Raw genomic sequence first — 20,588 nt, 5'->3', positions numbered from 1 at the left:
CCATGACGTCACGTCAAAAGGGCCGCCGGGCGGTGGTCACCGGCCTCGGCGTGGTGGCGCCGAACGGCGTCGGGGCCGACGCCTTCTGGAAGGCCACCAGGCAGGGCGTGAGCGTCCTGGACCGGATATCCCGCGAGGGTTGCACCGATCTGCCGCTGCGGATCGCGGGCCAGGTGAACGGGTTCGATCCGCAGTCGGCGATCGACAACCGCTTCCTGGTGCAGACCGACCGCTTCACGCACTACGCGATGGCCGCCGCCGACCTGGCGGTGTCGGACGCCGGGTTCCGGCCCGACCCGGAACAGCCCTTCGCCGTCGGTGTGGTGACCGCCGCCGGCTCCGGCGGCGGCGAGTTCGGCCAGCGCGAGCTCCAGCAACTCTGGGGCCAGGGGCCGAAGTTCGTCGGACCGTACCAGTCCATCGCCTGGTTCTACGCGGCCAGCACCGGGCAGATCTCGATCCGCGGCGGCTACAAGGGCCCCTGCGGGGTCGTCGCCAGCGACGAGGCCGGCGGACTGGACGCCGTCGCGCACGCCGCCCGCGCGATCGAACGCGGCACCGACGCGGTGGTGGTCGGCGCCGCCGAGGCCCCGCTGGCGCCGTACTCGATGGTCTGCCAGCTCGGCTACCCCGAGCTCAGCCTGGCCGAGCGGGCCGATCGGGCGTACCTGCCGTTCACCGCGCAGGCCTGCGGCTTCTCCCCCGCCGAGGGCGGCGCGATGCTGCTGCTGGAGGACGAGCAGTCGGCCCGCCTGCGCGGCGCCCGCGTCCGGGCGCAACTGGCCGGCCACGGCGCCACCTTCACCGGGGCCTCCCGCTGGACGGAGTCCCGGGAGGGACTGGCGGCCGCCATCCGGATCGCGCTGGACGACGCCCGCATCGCGCCCGAGGAGATCGACGTGGTCTTCGCGGACGCCCTGGGGCTGCCCGCCGCCGACCGGGCCGAGGCTCTGGCACTGGTCGACGCGCTCGGCCCGGCCGCCGAACAGGTCCCGGTCACCGCGCCCAAGGCCGGTACGGGGCGCGCCTACTGCGGCGCGCCGATGCTCGACGTGACCGCCGCCGTGCTGGCCATGGAGGACGGCGTGCTGCCGCCCACCCCCAACGTCACCGAGGTCTGCCACGACCTCGCCCTGGTGACCGGCCGCGCCCGCCCGGCCGAACTGAACACCGCGCTGGTGCTCAGCCGCGGGCTGATGGGCTCCAACTCCGCGCTGGTGCTCCGGCGCGCGCGGCCCTGAACCACTCCGTCACACCTTCGAAGGGACACCCCGTGAGCAACACCCTCAGCTATCCGGAACTCGCCGAGCTGCTCCAGGCCCGGGCCGGCGTCACCGTCGACCCGGGCGACCTGGCGCAGCCGGGCGCGGAGTTCGACACGTTCGGCATCGACTCGCTCGGCCTGCTCGGCGTCGTCGGCGATCTGGAGAACCGGCATGGCCTCAAGGTCACGTCGGGCGCCGAGTCGGCCAAGACCCCGGCCGAGTTCCTGGAGCTGGTCAACTCCTCCCTCGCCGCGAAGGCTGGTGCCTGAGATGCCCGGACACACCGACAACGAGATCGTCATCGCCGCTCCGCTCGACCTGGTCTGGGAGATGACCAACGACCTGGAGAACTGGCCGCAGCTGTTCAGCGAGTACGCCTCGGTGGAGGTGCTGGACCGGCAGGGCGCCCGGGTCCGGTTCCGGCTCACCATGCACCCGGACGAGAACGGCCAGGTGTGGAGCTGGGTCTCCGAGCGGGAGACCGACCGGGACGCGCTCTCGGTGCGCGCCCGCCGGGTCGAGCCCGGACCGTTCGAGTTCATGGAGATCCGCTGGGAGTACGCGGAGGTGCCGGCCGGCACCAGGATGCGCTGGATCCAGGACTTCGCGATGAAGCCGACCGCCCCCGTCGACGACGAGGGCATGACCGGCCACATCAACCGCAACTCCAAGATCCAGATGCAGCTGATCCGGGAAAAGGTCGAGAAGCGGGCGGCGGAGCTGTGACCGGCGTGCACCGGGCGCTGATCGTCGCCCGGATGAAGCCCGAGGCCGCGCCGGACATCGCCGAGGTGTTCGCCGAGTCCGACCAGGGCGAGCTGCCGCACCTGATCGGCGTCACCGGCCGCAGCCTCTTCCAGTTCGGCGACGTCTACCTGCACCTGATCGAGGCCGACCGCCCGCCGGGCCCGGCCGTCGCCAAGGTCGTCGGGCACCCGGAGTTCCGGACCGTCAGCGACCGCCTGACCGCCTTCGTGCAGGCGTACGACCCCGCCACCTGGCGGGAACCCAAGGACGCGATGGCGCGGGAGTTCTACCGCTGGGACCGCTGACCCCGCGCCCCCGCTGATCCGCGGCTCCCTGATGGGCCCGCCCCCGGCCGTGTGCCGGGGGCGGGCCCACGCGCGTCCGGCGGCCGGGCGGATTCACCCGGATCGACCGGCCAACCGGGTGAACACTCCCGGGACTCCACCCGAAGGGCGCACGCTGCGCACCGGCGCTGCCACGCTCCGGTGGCAGGCGGCCGCACGGTGGATGACGGTGGATCAGGCGCACCCACCGCGAGTCCCCTTGTCCGACACCGTGTCGGACAGTCGCGGCCTGCGCGCCGGAAGGATCATCCTCATGCGTTCTGCACGCACGCTGCTCGCCGGGGCGGCCGTCGCCGCCGCGCTCACCGTCGGCACCCCCATCGCGTTCGCCGACGGAGCCGCCGAGCAGGGCAAGAACCTCACCTGGCAGGAGAAGCAGGACAAGTCCGAGAGGGCCTCCGACAACGAGCGAAGCTCCGACAACTCCAAGGGCAACGACGACAGGAAGGGCGGTGGCTCCGAGGAGCACAAGGGTTCCGACGATCGCAGGGGCGAGGAGCACAAGGGTTCCGACGATCGCAGGGGCGAGGAGCACAAGGGTTCCGACGATCGCAGGGACGAGGACCACAAGAGCCCGCACGGCGGCGTGCACACCGGTGGCGGCGGCCTGGCGCTGTCCGGTGGTGGGCTCGCCTCCGGCGCGATGCTGCTGCTCGGCGGGCTCGGGGCGGGCGCGTTCGCCCTGCGCCGCCGCCGTTCCTCCGGCGCGGTCGCCTGACCCCCGGCAGCCTGCTTCCGCCGCCTCCGGGCGCCCGGCCCGCACGCGGCGGGGCGCGCCGGGGGCGGCGGGCCGTTGCGGAACCGGTCGATCGGAGAACAGGAATGACGGGCGCTCCCGCCTCTGGAATGCCCCGGCTGCTGCGCGCGGGAATGGGCGCGGCGGCGGTCGGACTGCTGCTGATCTACAACTCGGTGGACACCAGGTCGAACGTCGGCGCGCAGGACGGCCGGCCCGCTCCCCCGGCGCTCGGCGCGCCGGCCGTCCCCGGGGCTTCCGGAGCCGCTTCCCCGGCCCCGGCCCCGGCCCCGGCGTCGCAGGCCCCGGCGCTCAACCGCGCCAAGCCGACCCGACTGCGGATCCCGCAGATCGCCGTGGACGCGCCCTTCACCGAACTGGCCCTCAACCCGGCCGGCCAGCTGGACGCGCCGCCGCCGAACGACAAGAACCTGGTCGGCTGGTACCGGGACGGCGCCAGCCCGGGCGAGCGCGGCAGCGCGGTCGTCGCCGGGCACGTGGACACCTCCAAGGGCCCGGCGGTGTTCCTGCTGCTGAGCTTCCTGCTGCCGGGCAACAAGATCGAGGTGAGCCGCGCGGACGGGACGGTCGCGGTGTTCTCGGTGGACTCCGTGGAGACCTTCGCCAAGAACGCCTTCCCCGACGCCAAGGTGTACGGCAAGACCCCCGACGCCCAGCTCCGGCTGATCACCTGCGGCGGCATGTACGACAAGAAGAAGCGGGACTACCTGGACAACGTCGTGGTCTTCGCCCACCTGGAGTCCTCGCACCCGGGGTGACCCGGCCGGCCGCGCGGGCACGACCGCCGGCCCCCTGCCCCCTGGAATCCCAGGGGGCAGGGGGCCGGCGGTCGTGTGGTCGTACGCGCGTGGGGGCGTACGGGCCGGGGCGGCGGTTCAGCCGTTCACGACGGCCTCGAAGGCGTGCAGGTAGGGGTTGACCGGGCAGACCCCGGTGACCGTCAGTCCGGCCTCGGCCATCAGCCCGACCATGCTCTCCTCGGAGTGCTTGGCACCGCCCACGTTGAGCATCAGCATCAGGTCCATGGCGGTGGTGAAGCGCATCGACGGGCTGTTGTCGACCAGGTTCTCCACGACCACGACGCGGGCACCGGAGGCGGCCGCCTTCACCACGTTGGAGAGGGTGCGGCGGGTGCTGTCGTCGTCCCACTCCAGGATGTTCTTGATGATGTAGAGGTCGGCGCGGACCGGGATCTCCACCCGGCAGTCGCCGGGGACCAGCCGGGCCCGGGCGGAGAAGGCGCCGCCGTCCTGGAGCCGGGGATCGGCGCCCGCCACCACCTTGGGCAGGTCGAGCAGGGTGCCGTGCAGCGCCGGGTGCCTCTCCAGCAGGCTGGCCAGCACGTGGCCCTGGCCGCCGCCGATGTCCGCCACCGAGTCGATGCCGGTGAGGTCCAGGTACTCGGCGAAGTCCTCGGCGGACTGCCGGCTGGAGGTGGTCATCGCCTTGTCGAAGACCTTCGCCGAGTCGCCCGCGTCGCTGTGCAGGTACTCGAAGAACTCCTTGCCGAACAGGTCGGGGAAGACGTTGCGGCCGGAGCGGACCGCCTCGTCCAGCTTCGGCCAGGCCTCCCACGTCCACGGCTCGGTGCACCAGAGGGAGATGTAGCGCAGCGAGTTGGGGGCGTCCTCGCGCAGCAGCCGGGACATCTCGGTGTGCTCGAAGCGGTCGTCGCCGCTCTCCGCGAAGATGCCGTAGCAGGCGAGCGCGCGCATCAGACGGCGCAGCTGGCGGGGCTCGGTGTCGAGGGCGACGCCGAGGTCGGTGACGCTGGTCGGGGTGTCGCCGAGCACGTCGGCGACACCGAGCCGGGCGGCCGCGCGGACGGCCGCGGCGCAGGCGGCACCGAAGACGAGCTCGCGCAGGCGCATCGCGGCCTGGGTGGTGGTGTGGGCGGGTGCGGTGGTCATGGCTGGGTTTCCTCGGGTCCTTGGGAGTTCCTGGGCGGCGGGCGGCGAGGGGGTGCCGGGGCTCAGCAGCGGCCGGTCGGCTCGGAGCGCTCACAGGTGTTGTGGGCGAAGGTGTTGTCCGCACCGGAGTCGCGGTCGGCGAGGTCGGCCGGGCCGTTCCCGCTCAGGGTGTTGCCGGTGATCACGGCGCGGGCGTTGGAGACGCCGACGACGCTCCTGAAGAGGACGATGCCGCCGGAGAAGTCCGAGGTGCCCGTGTTGTCGCGGACCTCGTTGTCGGTCACCCGGACGTCCTCGGTGCCGGTGAGCACGATGCCGGCGCCCTGGATGGCGCCCAGGCGCGGGTTGGCCGGGCAGAACTTGTTGTTGGCGACGACCGTGTTACGCCGGATGTCGAGGTCGCCGGCGCGGGGCACACCCTCGTCGCCGACCACGAAGACGCCGGCGCAGTTGCCGCTGATCCCGTTGTCCTGGACGGCCAGCCCGCGCAGCCGGCGGACGGTGACGCCGACCCGGTTGCCGGTCAGCTCGTTGCCCTCGACCACGGTGCCGCCGGTGTCGGGCGAGCCGCCCTCGCGGTAGGCGTAGTTGGCGAGGAAGACGCCGGACTGGCCGTTGTCCGTCGAGCGGTTGTCGCGGATGGCGGCCCGGGTGGACATCTCCTGGCTGATGCCCTGCTGGGCGTTGTCGTGGACGTAGGTGCGGCTGACGGTCAGACCGGTGGTGCCGCTGGCGTCGATGCCGTTCTTGCGGAAGCCGGTGACGGCGAGGCTGTCGATGGTGACGTCGGACAGCGGCTGCTCCTCGGTGCCGACCACGCAGATGCCGTGCCCGGCGGTGGCGCAGGCGTTCTCGGTGCCGTCCCCGGGGGTGATCACGGTGTCGGCGCCGGAGCCGAGCAGGGTGAGGCCGGGGGTGGTGATGCGGACGCTGCCGTGGAAGGTGCCGGGGAGCACCTTGACGGTGTCGCCGGGGCGGGCGGCGTCGACGGCCTGCTGAATCGATTCTCCGGGGCGGACGAAGTGCATCGGGAATCCGCTGTCGGCGTGGGCCGTGGGGGCGGCGGCCAAGGTGGCGAGGGCGGTGGTGAGGACGGTGGTCAGTGCGGTGGCGGCGGCGGTGGCCGCGGCGAGGTGGTGGACCCGTCGCGTGGGCATGAGTGGTGACCTGGTTTCTGTCGGCGCGTTTCTTTCGGCGCGCGCGGTGTTCGTGCGGGTGTGTCGTGGTCTCCCGCACGGTCCGGCGGTGTGGGCTGACGCGCTGTGCGCGGGCGGGGACGACCGGTGGGTGCGGCCGTGTCGACGGTATGGGCGGCCGGGTGGGCCCGCCACCAGGGTGGGCTGCGGGGCTGACGGGGCGTCGACCGGAGGTGGGACGGCCCGGCGTGGCGCGCGGGCGGGCGCCTCGGGCGTGGCGTGCGACGGAGGGTGGGTGACGGGAGGCGCCTTGAGTGGGCGTCGGGTGGGCCTTGGGTGGGGGCGGATGTGGCGACGCGCCCGACCGCGGGAAGCGGTGGGGCGCGTCGGGTGTGTCGCGTGTGGCGGGAAGCGGTGGGGCGCGTCGGGAATGTCGCGTGTGTCAGGTCGCGGCCCGCGGCCCGAGGCGGACGGGCAGCGCGGCGAGGTGCCAGGCGGCCGGGTTCGGTCCGCGCTCGACGGCGTCCGGCCCGACGGCGAGCGCCAGCTCCGGGTACGTCCGCAGCAGCGTGCCGAAGGCGACCACCGCCTCCTGGTGCGCCAGCACCGCGCCCAGGCAGCGGTGGGTGCCGTGGCCGAAACCCAGGTGCGCCTCGTGGTGCCCGGCGCGGTCCGGCGTGCCCGCCCGGCAGACGTCCAGGCGCTCCGGCTCGGCATAGGCCCGCGGGTCGTGGTTGGCCCCCGCCAGGATCGGCATCACCGCCTCGCCCTTGCGCACCAGGGTGCCCGCCAGGGTGAGGTCCTGCGTCGCGTAGCGCGGCACCCCGCCGATCGTCGGGCCGCACCAGCGCATCAGCTCGTCGACGGCGGCGGGCAGCAGGCCCGGGTCGGCCCGGACCAGCTCCAGCTGTTCCGGGTGGGCGAGCAGCGCGGCCGTACCGTTGCCGATCAGGGTGGCGGTGGTCTCGTGGCCGGCCACGATCAGGTTGAGGATCAGCGACACGGTCTCCACCGGGGCGAGGGTGTCGCCCTCGGCGGCGGCCAGCCGGGAGACCAGGCCGTCGGCCGGCTCGGCCCGGCAGCGCTCGACCAGCTCGCGGGCGGCGGCCACCATGGCGCGCAGCGCCTCGTCCAGTCCGGGCCCGGCGCCCCGGCCGAGGTAGGAGCTCCAGCGGCGCCACTGCGGGCGGTCCGCCTCGGGGATGCCGAGCAGCTCGCAGATCACCGTGACGGGCAGCGGGTAGGCGAAGTGCGCGACCAGGTCGACCACGCCGTCCGGGCCGGCGTGCTCGGGCAGCGCCCGCGCGTACTCCTCGGCGAGCCGTTCGATCCCGGGCCGCAGCCGCTCCACGGCGCCGGCCGTGAAGGCGGGGTGCACCAGGCCGCGCATCCGGCGGTGCCGGGCGCCGTCGGCACCGAAGACTCCGGCGCGCAGGTACTGCGCGCACTCGGGCGGCATGCCGCGGGCGCGCCAGACCTGTTCGGTGCGGTGCGCGCGGACGGGTGCGACGGCGGCGTCGGGCAGCAGGCCGTCGGGGGCGGGCCTGTCGGGCAGCAGGTCGTCGGGGGCGAGGCCGTCGACGGCGTTCACGTCGTTGACGAAGCGCGGGTCGGACAGCACGGTGCGGACGTCCTGGTAGCGGACGGCGATCCAGAACGGCTCCACGCCGGGGATGGTGGCGCGGGCCAGCGGGGCGCGCTCGCGCAGGTCGGCGAAGGCGGCGAAGGGGTCGCGGATCAGGTGGTCGGCACGCAGGTCGACGGTCTCGGCCGGCTCGGCGGTGGTCACGGCTGCCTCCTCAGGAGTCGTGAGGTCCATCTGGTCACGGATCGTGACGGAGCCGGGAGACGCGGTTCCCGGTTTCCAGGCCGGATTCACTCGATCGGGGACAGCGGATCGTTTCTCCGGTCGCCGGGAGCCCGGCCGCCGGGCCCCTGACCTGGCCCACCCGACGACCGCGTCCGGGCGCGTGACATGCTCGGGGCCATGACCACCGTGCCCGTGCCGCCCGTACCCTCCGTCGCCGCCCTCCGCAACCCGATCGGCGCCCACGTCCCGGTGGCCGGTCGCGGGCTGGCGGGCACCGGCCTGGCGTACGCGGACCGGGTCGGCGCGGAGACGGTGCAGGTGTTCGTGGCCAACCCGCGCGGCTGGGCCACTCCCCCGGGCAACCCGGCCCAGGACGAGGAGTTCCGCACCACCTGCGCCGAACAGGGCGTCCCGGCCTGGGTGCACGCCCCCTACCTGATCAACTTCGGCTCGGACAACCCGGCCACCCGGGAGCGCTCGGCCGACTCCCTGCGGCACTCGCTGCGCCGCGGCCACGCCATCGGCGCGCTCGGCGTCGTCCTGCACACCGGCTCGGCGGTCGGCACCGCGCCCGGCGGCGGCTCGCGCCGGGCCGAGGCGATGGCACAGGTCCGGGCGGACGTCCGGCCGCTGCTGGAGGAGCTGGACGGGCTCGGCGAGGACGCGCCCTGGCTGCTGCTGGAGCCGACGGCGGGCCAGGGCAGCTCGCTCTGCTCGCGGCTGGAGGAGCTGGCCGAGTACGTGGAGGCGCTGGACCACCACCCGAAGGTGGGAGTTTGCCTGGACACCTGCCACGCCTTCGCCGCCGGGCACGACCTGGCGGAGCCGGGCGGGGTGACGGCCGCGCTGGACGCCCTGGCCGCCGCGGCCGGGCCGGGCCGACTGCGGCTGATCCACGCCAACGACTCCGAGGACGTCGTCGGCGCCCGCAAGGACCGGCACGCCAACATCGGGGCCGGGATGATCGGCGCCGAGCCGTTCCGCGAGCTGTTCGAGCACCCGGAGACGGCCGGGGTCCCGCTGGTGGTGGAGACCCCGGACCGCAAGCACGGCGGGGACGGCACCGGGCACGCGATGGACATCGCGGTGCTGAAGGAGCTGCGGGACCGGGCGGCGGTCCGCGTCTGAGACCGCCGGCCGGGCGGCGGCAGCGGGCCGGCGGAGGCCGCGAGGCCGGGGCCGACGGGGCCGGGGCCGACGGGGCCGAGCGCCCGGCGGGGCCGGGGCCGACGGGGCCGGACAGCCGTGAGCCCGGGGGCCGACGGACGGCCTCCGGGCTCGGGGGGCTGCGGAGATCAGCAGGCGCAGTCGCTCTCGCCGTGCTCGGCGAAGTTGAACCAGGTGGCGTGCGGGCCGAACAGGCCGACGCCCGCGGTGCCGGACTCCAGGCTCTGCCCCTCCGACTGCGTCGGAGCGACGCCCCCCGCCATGGCCGAGGTCGGGACCGCCACGACGGCACCGGCCACGGCAACGATCACGGCGAGCTTGCGGATCTTCCCACGAAGCGACATCTGATGTCCTTTTGGTTCGTCTCTGGTCCTCGGACCCGTGCCCCCGACCGGCCGGACCGGCCGCCCGACGGGCCGGGCGACGCCCCACCGGGGAGGCGCCGGGCCCACGGTTGCACACGAACCCGCACCTCAGGGCGCGCGCCGCAACCGGGCTGAGGCATTCGGGTGAGGCAACTCCCCCGGCCGGGCGAATCCGGGCGTACATCCGTGAATCCGGTCGAACAGCCTGCCGGAGGGCGCCGGACGAGTGCCCGTCCGGGCACCCCGCGACCGCAAGTCTTGCGGTGACAGACCGGGTGAACCGAACAAATCCCGTCGATTTGGTACATGGTCCGACCTCATCCGAGCATGAAAAGTCGCTCCATGGCGCTCCACCGGAGCGAGCAGGACCACGAAAGGCGCACCACCCTCATGCAGACCAGTCCCGCCGCACCCCCGCAGGCGGCCCGACCGAGCGCTCCGGAGACCCCGGGCCCGGTCGGCTCCGCGCCCCCGGGCCCGACGCCCCCGAAGAACAGCCGCCGCTTCGGGCTGACGACCGCCACCGCCCTGGTGATGGGCAACATCATCGGTGGCGGCATCTTCATGATCCCGGCCGCCGTGGCCCCGTTCGGGACGGTCAGCCTGCTCGCCTTCGCGGTGCTCACCGTCGGCGCGATCGCGCTGGCGCTGGTCTTCGGGCAGCTGGCCCGCCGCAGTCCGCGCACCGGCGGGCCGTACGTCTACGCCCGCGAGGCCTTCGGGGACTTCGCCGGCTTCCTGTCCGCCTGGTCGTACTGGATCACCACCTGGGTCAGCAACGCCGCGCTGGCCGTGGCCGCCGTCGGGTACCTGGACGTGCTGCTGCCGCTCCACCACTCCATCCCGCTGGAGATCACCGCCGCGCTGGCCTTCCAGTGGCTGCCCGCGCTGGCCAACCTGGCCGGCACCCGTTACGTCGGGGCGGTCCAACTCGTCTCCACCGTGCTGAAGTTCATCCCGCTGGTGCTGGTCTCGATCGGCGGCCTGTTCTTCTTCGACCCGAAGAACCTCGGCCCCTTCGACGCCACCGGCCACGGCTGGGCGGGCGGCATGTCCGCCGCCGCGGCGATCCTGCTCTTCAGCTACCTGGGCGTGGAGTCGGCCGCGATGAGCGCCGGCCAGGTCCGTGACCCGGAGCGCAACGTCGGCCGGGCCAGCGTGCTCGGCACCACCGGTGCGGCGGTGGTGTACCTGCTCGGCACGGTCGCGGTGTTCGGCACCGTCGCGCACGAGCAACTCGTCCACTCCAGCGCGCCGTTCTCGGACGCCGTGGACGCCATGTTCGGCGGCACCTGGGGCGGCACGGTGATCGCGATCGCCGCGCTGGTCTCGATGGCCGGCGCCCTGAACGGCTGGACCCTGCTCTCCGCCCAGGCCCCGTACGCGGCCGCCAAGGACGGCCTGTTCCCCGCCGCCTTCGGCAAGGAGCGGCGCGGGGTGCCGACCTTCGGCGTGGTGGTCGGCGTCTCCCTGGCCTCGGTGCTGACCGTGATCAACTTCGCCAGCGGCGCGAAGGGCGCCTTCGAGATCCTGGTGCTGGTCACCACCTTCACCGCCACCGTGCCGTACCTGCTCTCCACCGCCGCCCAGCTGTACTGGCTGGTGCGCGGGGCCGGCGAGCGGGTCGACCGCGGACGGCTGGTGCGGGACGCCGTCCTCGGCCTGGGCGCCTTCGGCTTCTCGCTCTGGCTCGTCGCCGGAGCCGGCTACGCCGCCGTCTACCAGGGCGTCCTGTTCCTGTTCGCGGGCGTCCTGGTCTACGTCTGGATGGCGGGCCGCCGCCGCGACTGAACGCCCGGCCGAGCCTTGGCGGCGGCCGGAAAATCGGACACATCCATAGGAACCACCATGACGCGCACCGGACTTGTCCGGTGCGCGTCCAATATGCACGAGGATTTCACTTCCCCGGTCTACCCGCGTAGGTGACGGGATCGCCACACTGGCGCACGCAATTCAGCAGTTCATCCGATCTGATGATGGAGCGTCCGCCATGGCCCCCGCCGCACCCGCGCGCCGGTTCCTGTCCGTCATACCGGCTGCCGCCGCCCTCGCCGCCGTGACCGTGGTCACGGCCGGCACCCCCGCCCAGGCAGCCCTGCCGACCCCGGTCTCCGCCGCCACCGCCCGCGGCTATCTCGCCGCGATGCCCGCCACCGCGGAGACCCACGGGAACACCTACGACCGCACGCTGTTCCCGACCTGGATCACCATCAGCGGCACCTGCGACACCCGCGAGTGGGTCGTCAAGCGGGACGGCAGCAACGTCGCCACCGACACCTCCTGCAAGTCCACCAGCGGCAACTGGTCCTCGCCGTACGACGGCGCGACCACCACCAACGCCTCCTCCTTCGACGTCGACCACCTGGTGCCGCTCTCCGAGGCCTGGGCCTCCGGCGCCTGGGCCTGGAGCACCGCTCAGCGCCAGGCCTTCGCCAACGACGTCACCCGCCCCCAGCTGCTGCTGGTCTCCGCCGGCAGCAACCGCTCCAAGGGCGACCGCGACCCGGCCGAGTGGCTCCCCCAGGCCTCCTACCGCTGCACCTACGCCCGTGCCTGGGTGCAGGTGAAGCAGTACTACGGCCTGAGCGTGGACAGCGCCGAGAAGACCGCGCTCACCGGCATCCTCGACAACTGCTGAACCCGGCAGCCACGGCGGCCCGGCGCTCACCCCGCGCCGGGCCGCCGTGACATGCGCATCGGGCCGCGGTGCCGTGCGCGCCGGGCCGACCGGTCGATTCGGGGGTGGCCGGCCTCGGGCCGGTCGACCGGTTCGCGGGGCAGCCGACCTCGGGCCGGCCGACCGCCGGGTCGGTCAGTCGGTCGAGTCCGGCGGGAAGGCGACCGGGTAGGCCTCGGCGAAGTCGGCCGAGCGGGCCACCTCGCGCCACCTGGTGTCCTCCGCCAGGAGCCGCCGGTCCATGGCGATCGAGCCCTCGGCCGCGTTGACCCCGAGCGGCAGGTGGTGCGGGATGTCGCGGCGCTTGGCCACCCGCACCAGGATCTCGGCGGCGCGCGCCGGGTCACCCGCCGCGCCGGCGCCGCCCTGCCGCATCCGCCGGTTCATGGCGCCGACCCCCGGCTGGCCCACGCCGTCATCGAGGTCGAACCCCGGCTCGCCCGCATCCTCACCGCCACCATCACCGGGCTGGCCACCGGACGAAGCTGACCGCGGCCCGCCCCGTCCACCTGCCCCGTCCACCCGGCCCGGCACCCGTCCCGGGCCGTCGCCGCGTGCACTCGGATGGATCATCTGACGTGCCGCGCAAGGGATTTGACCCTACGGTGCGGTGGAGGGGGGGCATCCGAGCGGAAGGCTGTTTCTGAACATGGCTGGCAAATTCGAGCTGTTCGTGGACGAGGGCGGCATGCACCGGTTCCGACTCAAGGCGAGCAACGGGGCGATCGTGGTGACCGGCGACCCGCAGGAGAGCAAGGACGACTGCCTCAAGAGCATCGAGTCGATCCGCAAGCTCGCGCCGTACGCGGAGCTCAAGGAGACCGCCGGATCGGTGTGACGGGCCGGACTTCCGAGGACGCGGGTCGGTGGTGCAAATCGCCGACCCGCGTTCGCCTCCACGACAGATCCCTTTGGCCGGGCGCACGCCGGACGCGGACAGAACATCGGCATGCGCGTCGTCATCGTCACCGAATCCTTCCCGCCCGAGGTCAACGGAGTCGCCCACAGCGTGCTGCGGACGGCCGAGCACCTGGTCCGCCGGGGCCACCGGCCCCTCGTCGTCACCCCCGCCCCGGCACGGGGCGCCGAGTGCCCGCCGGAGACCTTCGGCGGGCACTCGGCGGGGGAGATTCCCGTGGTGCGCATCCCGTCGGTGCCGCTGCCGGGGTACCCGCAGGTGCGGATCGCGCTGCCCAGCCGGCAGCTGGCGGCCGCGATCGCCGGACACCGGCCCGACGTCGTCCACCTGGCCAGCCCGTTCGTGCTCGGCGCGCGCGGGATGCAGGTCGCGGCACGGCTCGGGGTGCCCGCCGTGGCCGTCTACCAGACCGACCTGGCCGGGTACGCCCACGCCTACCGCGCCGGGCGGGGGCTCGGCGAGGCCGCCGCCTGGCGGCGGATCCGGGCCGTGCACCGCGCCGCGGCCCGCACCCTGGCACCCTCCACCCCCGCCGCCCAGGACCTCACCGCGCACGGGGTGCCGCGGGTGCGGCTGTGGCCGCGCGGGGTGGACTCGGCGCGGTTCCACCCCCGGCACCGGGACGAGGCGCTGCACCGGGCCTTGGCGCCGGGCGGCGAGGTGCTCGTCGGGTACGTCGGACGGCTGGCGCCGGAGAAGCGGGTCGACCTGCTGGCCGCCGCCTCGGCGCTACCAGGCGTCCGGGTGGCGATCGTCGGGGACGGCCCCTCGACGCCCGGCCTGAAGGCCTCGATGCCGGGTGCCGTGTTCCTCGGCCGCCGCACCGGTGACGAACTGGCGCGCTGCTTCGCGACCCTCGACGTCTTCGTGCACACCGGCCCGCTGGAGACCTTCTGCCAGACCATCCAGGAGGCGATGGCCAGCGGCGTGCCGGTGATCGGCCCCGCGGCGGGCGGCCCGCTGGACCTCGTCGCCCACCACCGCACCGGCCTGCTGGTACCGCCCCGGGACGGCGCGGCGGTGGCCCGGGCGGTCGCCGAACTGGCCGCCGACCCGGCGCGGCGGGCCGCGTACGGGCAGGCCGGGCGGGCCGAGGTGACCGCCCGCACCTGGGAGGCGGTCGGGGACCTGCTGCTGCGGCACTACGCCGAGGTGCTGGCGGAGCACCGCGGGCTGCCGCTACCGGCGGCCGCCACCGCGCCGGCCGAGCCGGCGGCGCCCGTCCTGCCGGAGGAGCTGCCGGCATGACCTCCGCATCCGACGACAGGGCCCCGGCCGGTCCCGACGGCGAGGCGTCGGTGGCCGGCGCGGCGCCGAGGGCGGGTGAGGCCCTGACGATCGTCCGGCTCGCCAACTTCGTCACCCCCGTCTCCGGCGGCCTGCGCACCGCGCTGCGCCACCTGGGTGCCGGCTACCGGGCAGCCGGGCACCGCCCGGTACTGATCGTCCCCGGGGAGCGGCGCTCCGAGGAGGAGACCGAGCAGGGCCTGGTGGTCACCCTGCCCGGCCCGGTGCTGCCGGCCAGCGGCGGCTACCGGCTGCTCACCGACCGGCGGGCGGTGGCCGCCGAGCTGACCAGACTCTCCCCCGACCGGCTGGAGGTGTCGGACCGCACCACGCTGCGCTGGACCGGCGCCTGGGCGCGGCGGCACGGGGTGCGCTCGGTGATGGTCTCGCACGAGAGCGCCGCCGGGGTGCTGCGCACCCGGGGCCTGCCCGGCCCGCTGGCGGACACGGCGGCCGACCGGCTCAACGCGGCCACCGCCCGCTCCTACGACTCGGTGCTCTGCACCACCGACTGGGCGGCGGCGGAGTTCCGGCGCATAGGCGCCCCGAACCTGGTCCGGGCCCCGCTGGGAGTGGACCTGGACGCGCTGCGACCGCCGCCACCGGCCGCACGGGCGGCCGAGCGGGCACGGTACGCCGCGCCCGACGAGACCCTGCTGGTGCTCTGCTCACGGCTCTCGGCGGAGAAGCGGCCCGAACGGGCGATCGATGCCCTGGCCGCCCTGCGGGCCGGGCGGCGGCCCGCCGTCCTGGTGGTGGCCGGCACCGGCCCGCTACGGGAGCGCTTGGCGGACCGGGCCGCCCGGCTGCGGCTGCCGGTGCGCTTCCTCGGACACCTCGGCGGACGCGCGGAGCTGGCCCGGCTGCTGGGCTGCGCGGACGTGGTGCTCGCCCCCGGGCCGGTGGAGACCTTCGGGCTGGCCGCGATGGAGGCGCTGGCCTGCGGGACCCCGGTGGCGGTCAGCCGCTCCTCCGCGCTCCCCGGCCTGGTCGGGCTCGCCGGGGTGGCGGCTGTCGACACCGGTAGTGGATTCGCCTCCGCGGTACGGCAGTTGCTGGACCGACCGGAGGAACTGCGGCGGGCCGCAGCCCGGACGCAGGCCGAACGGTACGGCTGGCCGGCGGCGGTGGCGGCGTTCCTTGCGGCGCACGGCGCACGCGGCGACGAAGCGGTGGACGGGGGTCGGGACGAGCATGCTGGAAGCCGGGCGTGACCGGGCGGCGCGGGAGCGCCCCGCGGCGGGCGAGCTGCTGCGCTTCGTCGCACTCGGGGACTCGCTCACGGAGGGGGTCGGCGACCAGGTCGGCGAGGGCTGGCGCGGCTGGGCCGCCGTCCTGGCCGAGTCGCTGGCACCCGAGGGGCGGAGCGTCGAGTTCACCAACCTGGCGTACAGCGGGGCGCTCACCACGGAATTGACGACCCGTCAGCTACCGGGGGCGATCGCGCGACGGCCCCAGCTCGCGGCGGTGGTGGTCGGCGGCAACGACACCCTGCGCACGGGCTTCGACATCCGGCGCGCCACCCTGGAACTGGACGCCACGATGGGTGAACTCTCCGGCCACGGCGCCAGGTTGCTGACCGCCTGCCTCCCCGACCCGGGCAGCCTGCTCCGGCTCCCCGCGCCGCTCGCCCGTCCACTGGCACGGCGGATGAGGGCGGTCAACACCGTGGTGCACGCCCTCGCCGAACGCCACCGGGCGGTGCACCTGCACATCGCCGACCTGCCCTGGCTCGCGGAACGACGGCTGCTGAGCGTGGACCGACTGCACCCCAGCGCCGAGGGCCACCACCTGATCGCCCGACGGTTCCACGACCTGCTCACCGAGTCCGGCCACCCCCTCGGCCCACCCCCGGTCGCCGCACCCGCCGAACCCCCACCGACCCTGGCCGCCGACCTCTGGTGGATGGCCACCCGGGGCACCCGCTGGCTCGCCGCCCGCAGCACCGACCTCCTGCCGGGCCTCCTCGCCCTCGCGGCCGCCGAAGGCACCGCCCGCCTGCGCGGCGGAAGCGGGCGGCACGACGAGCGGATGGCCCGGGCGGCGGCACAGGCGCTGGCCTCCCTGGGATGAGGGGCGCGGCCGGGGCGGGAACTCACCGGCGCCACGGCCCCCACCACTTCGGCGGCAGCGGGTCCGCCGGCGCCGACGTCGGCTGGTCGGGGTGCAGCCCGAGCCGCCGAAGCGCGTCGGCACGGAAGCGAACCGCGACCGTGCCGTGCCAGTGCCCGTCCGGGCCCACACCGCACATCAGGTCGCACCTGACCTCGTCGTCGGCGAACGGGTACCAGTCGGTCCCCCGGTCCCGCAGTCAAACGGCCGTCAGCCGGCCCGGCCGCGGGGAGCCCGCGACGTTCTGGTAGCAGAAGAGAGTCACCCATTCGGAAGCCTGATCGCCCATGCCGGCATGATGCCCCGTCTCGGCAGCCCGCAACTCGGGTTTTCGCGCAGCCGGGGCCCTCGCGACCGATGCGGGTGGCCGGTCCGCCGGGGCCCTCCGGGGAGCCCGGCGGACCGGCAAGCCGGCCGGAGCTGCCGGGCGTTGGACCGACGACTCCGCCGGGACGGCGCCGGTCGCGAAGTCGACGAGTCACCAGGGCCCCGGGCCCGCCGGGTTGACCCAGGGACGGTCACGCCGGGGAGGCCGGCTTCTGCGCCGTTGCCCGGGCCATCCGCTCGCCGCGCCGCCCGCCTCCGCCGAGCGGCCGGGGGTGCCCCGGCTGTGAACCCCGGGTCGCCCGATCGTGGTGGTCGGGGGTGCCGCCGGGTGGGAACCATCGGGGTGGCCCGGGTTGTCGTGTCCGGGGAGGGTGCGGCGGAGGGAGTCAGGGTGGAGAGCGCGGGCGCGGGCGGCCGGGAGGTCATGGCGGCGGCGGGGGTACTGTTCCCGGACGGGGCGGGGCGGGTGCTGGTGGTGCGGCTGCCGTACGACCGGAAGCATCCGGTGGCGATCCCGGGCGGCGGGTGGGAGCCGACCGACCGGTCGCCCCGGGAGACCGCGCTGCGGGAGATCCGCGAGGAGTTGGGTTTCACACCCCGGCTGGGGCCGCTGGCGGGCGTGGACTGGGCGCTGCTGCGGGACGGCGACCGACCGATCGTGGTGTACCTGTACTGGGCCGAGCCGCTGACGTCCGAACAGGTCGCGGCGTTCCGGCCGGACGCGGCGGAGGTCGGCGGCTGGACCTGGCTGACGACGGAGCAGGCCGGGCGCGCGCTGCCGCCGCGGCTGTCGCGCCGGATGACGGCCTGTCTGCGGGCGCCGCGCGAGGCCGGGCCGCTGGAGCTGGAGGACAGCCGGCCGGTCGGGCACACCCTCGGCTGGCTGCCCGCCGACGGGCCGGTGCCCGCGTACGCCGGACTGGCCGCCGCGCCCGGGCTGGCCGCCGCGCCCGGGCTGACGCCGTCGACCGAGGAGCGGCCGGAGCCGCCGATGGACCGGGACACCTACTACGCCACCCGGCCGCGCATCCGGGCGAAGGCGCGGGCGCTGTTCACCGACGACGCCGGCCGGGTGCTGCTGGTGCGGCTGCGGCCGTGGGACGGACCGCGCGGGCGGGTCCCGTACTGGACGCTGCCGGGCGGCGGGGTCGAGGCGGACCGGGAGATGCCCAGGGCGGCGGCCCGGCGGGAGATCCGCGAGGAGCTCGGCTGGGAGGTCGAGCCGGGGCCGCTGCTGGCGCTGGACTGGCAGCCGGGTGCGGCGGCCGACCCGGAGGCGGACCCGGCGACCGGCCGGGACACCGCCGTCCTGGTGTACGTGTTCGACGGGGGCCCGGTGACGGAGCGGATGCTCGGTTCGATCACGCTGCCGGAGGCCGAGCTGGTGGAGTGGCGGCTCTGCGATCCGGCCGAGGCGCGGACCCTGCTGACCGGCCCCTCCTGGGACCGCACGGCCGCCGCGCTGGCCAGCCGGGAGCGGCCGGGCGGGCCGGTGGAACTGGTGCGCGGACGGGCCGTGGAGGCGGACCCGCCCCGGGGGTGAGGCCTGGCGGCAGGAGCCCCGGCGGGGCCTGGGCCGCCGCCGGGGCCAGGGCCTGTCTCCCTGTCTCCTGGATCTTCGCGGACCCGGCAAGGATCCAAGGACAGGCCCTCGTCCGGTCTGGAGGCCGGACCCGCCGGGAGCGGTGCGTCAGACCTCCAGGTCGGCCTCGATCCGGCTCAGCTGGTGGCGGGCCATCGCGAGGTTGGCGCGCGCCTTGTCCAGGGCGAGGTAGAGGAACAGGCCCTTGCCGGTGCGGCCGGTGAGCGGGCGGATCAGGTGGTACTGGCTGGTCAGGGTGATCAGGATGTCCTCGATCCCGTCCTGGAGGCCGAGCATGTCCATGGTGCGCATCTTGGCGCGGACCACGTCGGTGTTCCCGGCGGCGGCGACGTTGAGGTCCAGGCCGCCGGGGCCGTCGAGGGTGGCCAGCGCCATGCCGCTGTTGTAGTCCACCAGGGCCGCGCCGATGGCGCCCTCGATGGTGGTCATGGCCTGCTTGAGCGCGCCGGCTGCGTCGGTCATCTGGGTAACTCCCGTTCAGTGGTGGGTGGTTCGGGTAGGTGATGGCGCGGTGTTCGGCCCCGGTCAGCCCGCTTCGCGCGGATCCTTGGGCACGAGGGCGTCGTTGAGCAGCCCCGCGATGCGCTGCGCGCTGCGGCGGGCCTCCAGGTGCAGCCGGCCGACGTTGACGTCGGGGTGCGCCAGCAGGGTCAGCACGCAGCTGCCGCCGGCCGCGTAGGTGGCGACGTAGCCGTTCTCGCCGCGCACCAGCGACTCGCGGAACTCGCCCTGGCCGGTGGTGTCGGCGAGCCGCTGGGCCAGCGAGAGCGAGGCCGCCGTCATCGCGGCCAGTCCTGAGGGTTCGGTGCCGTGGGTGTCGTGCGCGATCAACAGGCCGTCGACGCTGGCGACCAGCCCACCCGCGAGGTGCGGGACGCGGTGTTTGACGGCGCGCAGTTCGGCGAGCAACTCGGTCTCCAAGGCGATCAGTTGTCTCCTTCCGACACGCTGTTTGAGCGCCCGCCTCATGGCCGGAACGACGGGGTCGCGGGCGGGGAGTGGGTCAAAGTCGGGCCTCCAGAAGGTTTCGGACCCGGGTCAGCAGCGCGATGTCCGGGTCGGGGACGGCCAGCGGGTGGGCCGCTGCCGCGGTGGGCGGGCGTTCGGAGCGTGTGGGGGTGTCGGGTCCGGCGTGGCTCCCGGCGTCGGGCCCGGCTGGGTTCCCGGTGTGGGGCCCCGCTGGGCCCCCGGCGTGGGGTGCGGCGGGTGCGGGCGCGAAGACGGGTGCGGCCGTGACCGGGGCGCCGGGGAGTCCGGCCCCGCGCAGGCTGGCGCCGGGGACCCTTCGGTGCAGCCCTCCGGCCGGTCTGCTCGTGACCGGCGGGCCGACTTCGGCCGCGGGTACGGCTGTCCGCGGCCGCTCGGGCACCGGGGCCGTCTCCGGCACGGCGGCCGGGCGCGCGGCGCCCGCTGGGCACGAGGAACCCGGCGGACGCTGGGCGTCGGACGGCCGCGGCGCGTCCAGCAGTCCGGCGGCGGCCAGTCGGCGGACGTCGGCCGTCACGCCGAACCCGGAGCGGCCGAGCAGCCGGGCCAGGTCCGCCGGGGTCCTGCGGCCGTCGGCGTGGTCCAGCAGCTCGCGGCGCCGGCGGCCGGAGGGGCGGTGGGAGGGTCGGCGGCCGTGCCCGGCCGGCCGGACGGGCGCGGTGTCGAGCTGCCCCCAGGGCCAGATCCCGTCGAGGAGCCGGCGTCGGCGCTCGACCTCACGGCGGATCCGGCCCGGGGCGACCCGGGCGACCGGTCCGAGCCAGTGCCTGGCGTCGGCCTCGAACCGCCAGACGCCGCCGCCCGGGTCGGCGAGGACGAAGAAGGCGGCGTCGAACAGCGTTCCCAGGTGGCCGAGTTCGAGCTCTCCCCGGGTGAGCAGCCGCCGTTCGACGAGCGCGTCGCCGACCGTGGCACGCGGGCCGTGGGCCCGGAGCAGCTCCGTCCAGTCCTCGGGGGTGATCCGGCCGCAGCCGGTGAGCAGGTCGGCCAGGCCGGGTGCCCGGGGGGATTCGGCGGCGGTGACCTGGCCGTCGACCAGGTGGAGGCTCCCGAGCGGCCCGTGGAGGGCGCCGGTGGCGTGGCGGTCGGCGAGCAGGGTGAGCGCCTCGCCCGGGGTCCTCGGGGTGGCGGTTTCCAGCGGGAGCGGCGGCACGGTGCCGGTTGCGGCGGTCACG

The 20,588-nt window shown here is 75.1% G+C and carries 22 protein-coding genes; 14 read left to right on the top strand and 8 right to left on the bottom strand.

Features of this window, described 5'->3' with window-relative positions; genetic code table 11:
• The first annotated feature begins 2 nt into the window (after positions 1-2).
• From ACIQ87_RS07525 to ACIQ87_RS07500, 6 genes are all read left to right on the top strand, one after another.
• Positions 3-1,241 (top strand): ketosynthase chain-length factor, encoded by a 1,239-nt coding sequence (locus ACIQ87_RS07525; RefSeq protein ID WP_402402966.1) that lies wholly within the window; start codon positions 3-5, stop codon positions 1,239-1,241.
• A gap of 32 nt (positions 1,242-1,273) precedes the next feature.
• On the top strand, positions 1,274-1,534 hold the full coding sequence (locus ACIQ87_RS07520) for a phosphopantetheine-binding protein (protein WP_402402963.1): 261 nt from the start codon (positions 1,274-1,276) through the stop codon (positions 1,532-1,534).
• A gap of 1 nt (position 1,535) precedes the next feature.
• Positions 1,536-1,991: an SRPBCC family protein gene (locus tag ACIQ87_RS07515; RefSeq protein WP_402402960.1), complete on the top strand. Its 456-nt coding sequence runs from the start codon at positions 1,536-1,538 to the stop codon at positions 1,989-1,991.
• 5 nt (positions 1,992-1,996) lie between these two features.
• On the top strand, positions 1,997-2,317 hold the full coding sequence (locus tag ACIQ87_RS07510) for a TcmI family type II polyketide cyclase (RefSeq protein ID WP_097235013.1): 321 nt from the start codon (positions 1,997-1,999) through the stop codon (positions 2,315-2,317).
• Positions 2,318-2,609: 292 nt separating this feature from the next.
• On the top strand, positions 2,610-3,074 hold the full coding sequence (locus ACIQ87_RS07505) for a hypothetical protein (protein WP_402402958.1): 465 nt from the start codon (positions 2,610-2,612) through the stop codon (positions 3,072-3,074).
• Between the two features lie 104 nt (positions 3,075-3,178).
• Positions 3,179-3,871 carry a class F sortase gene (locus ACIQ87_RS07500; protein ID WP_402402955.1) on the top strand — a complete coding sequence of 231 codons (693 nt, stop codon included), beginning with the start codon at positions 3,179-3,181 and terminating at the stop codon, positions 3,869-3,871.
• 117 nt (positions 3,872-3,988) lie between these two features.
• Here ACIQ87_RS07500 and ACIQ87_RS07495 read toward each other — a convergent pair whose 3' ends face one another.
• The 3 genes from ACIQ87_RS07495 to ACIQ87_RS07485 all read right to left on the bottom strand — a co-directional run bounded on the left by ACIQ87_RS07495 (position 3,989) and on the right by ACIQ87_RS07485 (position 7,948).
• On the bottom strand, positions 3,989-5,023 hold the full coding sequence (locus ACIQ87_RS07495) for a methyltransferase (protein WP_402402952.1): 1,035 nt from the start codon (positions 5,021-5,023) through the stop codon (positions 3,989-3,991).
• Positions 5,024-5,085: 62 nt separating this feature from the next.
• Positions 5,086-6,180, bottom strand: coding sequence for a nitrous oxide reductase family maturation protein NosD (locus tag ACIQ87_RS07490; RefSeq protein ID WP_402402949.1), 1,095 nt, complete (start codon positions 6,178-6,180; stop codon positions 5,086-5,088).
• 421 nt (positions 6,181-6,601) lie between these two features.
• Positions 6,602-7,948 (bottom strand): cytochrome P450, encoded by a 1,347-nt coding sequence (locus ACIQ87_RS07485; RefSeq protein WP_402402946.1) that lies wholly within the window; start codon positions 7,946-7,948, stop codon positions 6,602-6,604.
• A 198-nt stretch (positions 7,949-8,146) separates the two neighbouring features.
• On the opposite strand from ACIQ87_RS07485, the gene ACIQ87_RS07480 reads away from it, so the two are divergent.
• Positions 8,147-9,097 (top strand): deoxyribonuclease IV, encoded by a 951-nt coding sequence (locus ACIQ87_RS07480; protein ID WP_402402943.1) that lies wholly within the window; start codon positions 8,147-8,149, stop codon positions 9,095-9,097.
• 167 nt (positions 9,098-9,264) lie between these two features.
• On the opposite strand, the gene ACIQ87_RS07475 is transcribed toward ACIQ87_RS07480, so the two are convergent.
• Positions 9,265-9,480 (bottom strand): hypothetical protein, encoded by a 216-nt coding sequence (locus ACIQ87_RS07475; protein ID WP_402402941.1) that lies wholly within the window; start codon positions 9,478-9,480, stop codon positions 9,265-9,267.
• A 555-nt stretch (positions 9,481-10,035) separates the two neighbouring features.
• Between ACIQ87_RS07475 and ACIQ87_RS07470 the strand changes: the two genes are divergently transcribed.
• Positions 10,036-11,292, top strand: coding sequence for an amino acid permease (locus ACIQ87_RS07470; protein ID WP_402403361.1), 1,257 nt, complete (start codon positions 10,036-10,038; stop codon positions 11,290-11,292).
• 199 nt (positions 11,293-11,491) lie between these two features.
• Positions 11,492-12,139 (top strand): HNH endonuclease family protein, encoded by a 648-nt coding sequence (locus ACIQ87_RS07465; protein WP_402402939.1) that lies wholly within the window; start codon positions 11,492-11,494, stop codon positions 12,137-12,139.
• A 174-nt stretch (positions 12,140-12,313) separates the two neighbouring features.
• On the opposite strand, the gene ACIQ87_RS07460 is transcribed toward ACIQ87_RS07465, so the two are convergent.
• Complete coding sequence (locus tag ACIQ87_RS07460) at positions 12,314-12,589, bottom strand: hypothetical protein (protein ID WP_402402937.1); 276 nt, start codon at positions 12,587-12,589, stop codon at positions 12,314-12,316.
• Between the two features lie 238 nt (positions 12,590-12,827).
• Here ACIQ87_RS07460 and ACIQ87_RS07455 point away from each other — a divergent pair, with 238 nt between their 5' ends.
• The 5 genes from ACIQ87_RS07455 to ACIQ87_RS07435 all read left to right on the top strand — a co-directional run bounded on the left by ACIQ87_RS07455 (position 12,828) and on the right by ACIQ87_RS07435 (position 18,366).
• Positions 12,828-13,016 carry a YegP family protein gene (locus ACIQ87_RS07455; protein WP_392876255.1) on the top strand — a complete coding sequence of 63 codons (189 nt, stop codon included), beginning with the start codon at positions 12,828-12,830 and terminating at the stop codon, positions 13,014-13,016.
• A gap of 111 nt (positions 13,017-13,127) precedes the next feature.
• Positions 13,128-14,345, top strand: coding sequence for a glycosyltransferase family 4 protein (locus ACIQ87_RS07450; protein WP_402402934.1), 1,218 nt, complete (start codon positions 13,128-13,130; stop codon positions 14,343-14,345).
• Positions 14,342-15,598, top strand: a complete 1,257-nt coding sequence (locus ACIQ87_RS07445) for a glycosyltransferase (RefSeq protein ID WP_402402931.1) — start codon at positions 14,342-14,344, stop codon at positions 15,596-15,598. Before ACIQ87_RS07450 ends, ACIQ87_RS07445 begins: the two co-directional genes overlap by 4 nt.
• The gene (locus tag ACIQ87_RS07440; protein WP_402402929.1) at positions 15,579-16,457 is read left to right on the top strand and encodes an SGNH/GDSL hydrolase family protein; all 879 of its coding nucleotides are present in this window, start codon (positions 15,579-15,581) and stop codon (positions 16,455-16,457) included. Before ACIQ87_RS07445 ends, ACIQ87_RS07440 begins: the two co-directional genes overlap by 20 nt.
• A 757-nt stretch (positions 16,458-17,214) precedes the next feature.
• The gene (locus ACIQ87_RS07435; protein ID WP_402402927.1) at positions 17,215-18,366 is read left to right on the top strand and encodes an NUDIX domain-containing protein; all 1,152 of its coding nucleotides are present in this window, start codon (positions 17,215-17,217) and stop codon (positions 18,364-18,366) included.
• A 147-nt stretch (positions 18,367-18,513) separates the two neighbouring features.
• Here the strand turns inward: ACIQ87_RS07435 and ACIQ87_RS07430 are convergent, their stop codons facing one another.
• The 3 genes from ACIQ87_RS07430 to ACIQ87_RS07420 form a co-directional block, all read right to left on the bottom strand.
• Positions 18,514-18,888, bottom strand: coding sequence for a hypothetical protein (locus ACIQ87_RS07430; RefSeq protein WP_402402924.1), 375 nt, complete (start codon positions 18,886-18,888; stop codon positions 18,514-18,516).
• Between the two features lie 63 nt (positions 18,889-18,951).
• The gene (locus tag ACIQ87_RS07425) at positions 18,952-19,347 is read right to left on the bottom strand and encodes a roadblock/LC7 domain-containing protein (RefSeq protein ID WP_360356458.1); all 396 of its coding nucleotides are present in this window, start codon (positions 19,345-19,347) and stop codon (positions 18,952-18,954) included.
• 82 nt (positions 19,348-19,429) lie between these two features.
• Positions 19,430-20,587 (bottom strand): hypothetical protein, encoded by a 1,158-nt coding sequence (locus ACIQ87_RS07420; protein WP_402402920.1) that lies wholly within the window; start codon positions 20,585-20,587, stop codon positions 19,430-19,432.
• Between the last annotated feature and the right edge of the window lies 1 nt (position 20,588).

Source organism: Kitasatospora sp. NPDC096204, assembly GCF_044763205.1.
Lineage (GTDB): Bacteria > Actinomycetota > Actinomycetes > Streptomycetales > Streptomycetaceae > Kitasatospora.
This window is presented reverse-complemented; position numbering and strand designations above follow the sequence as displayed.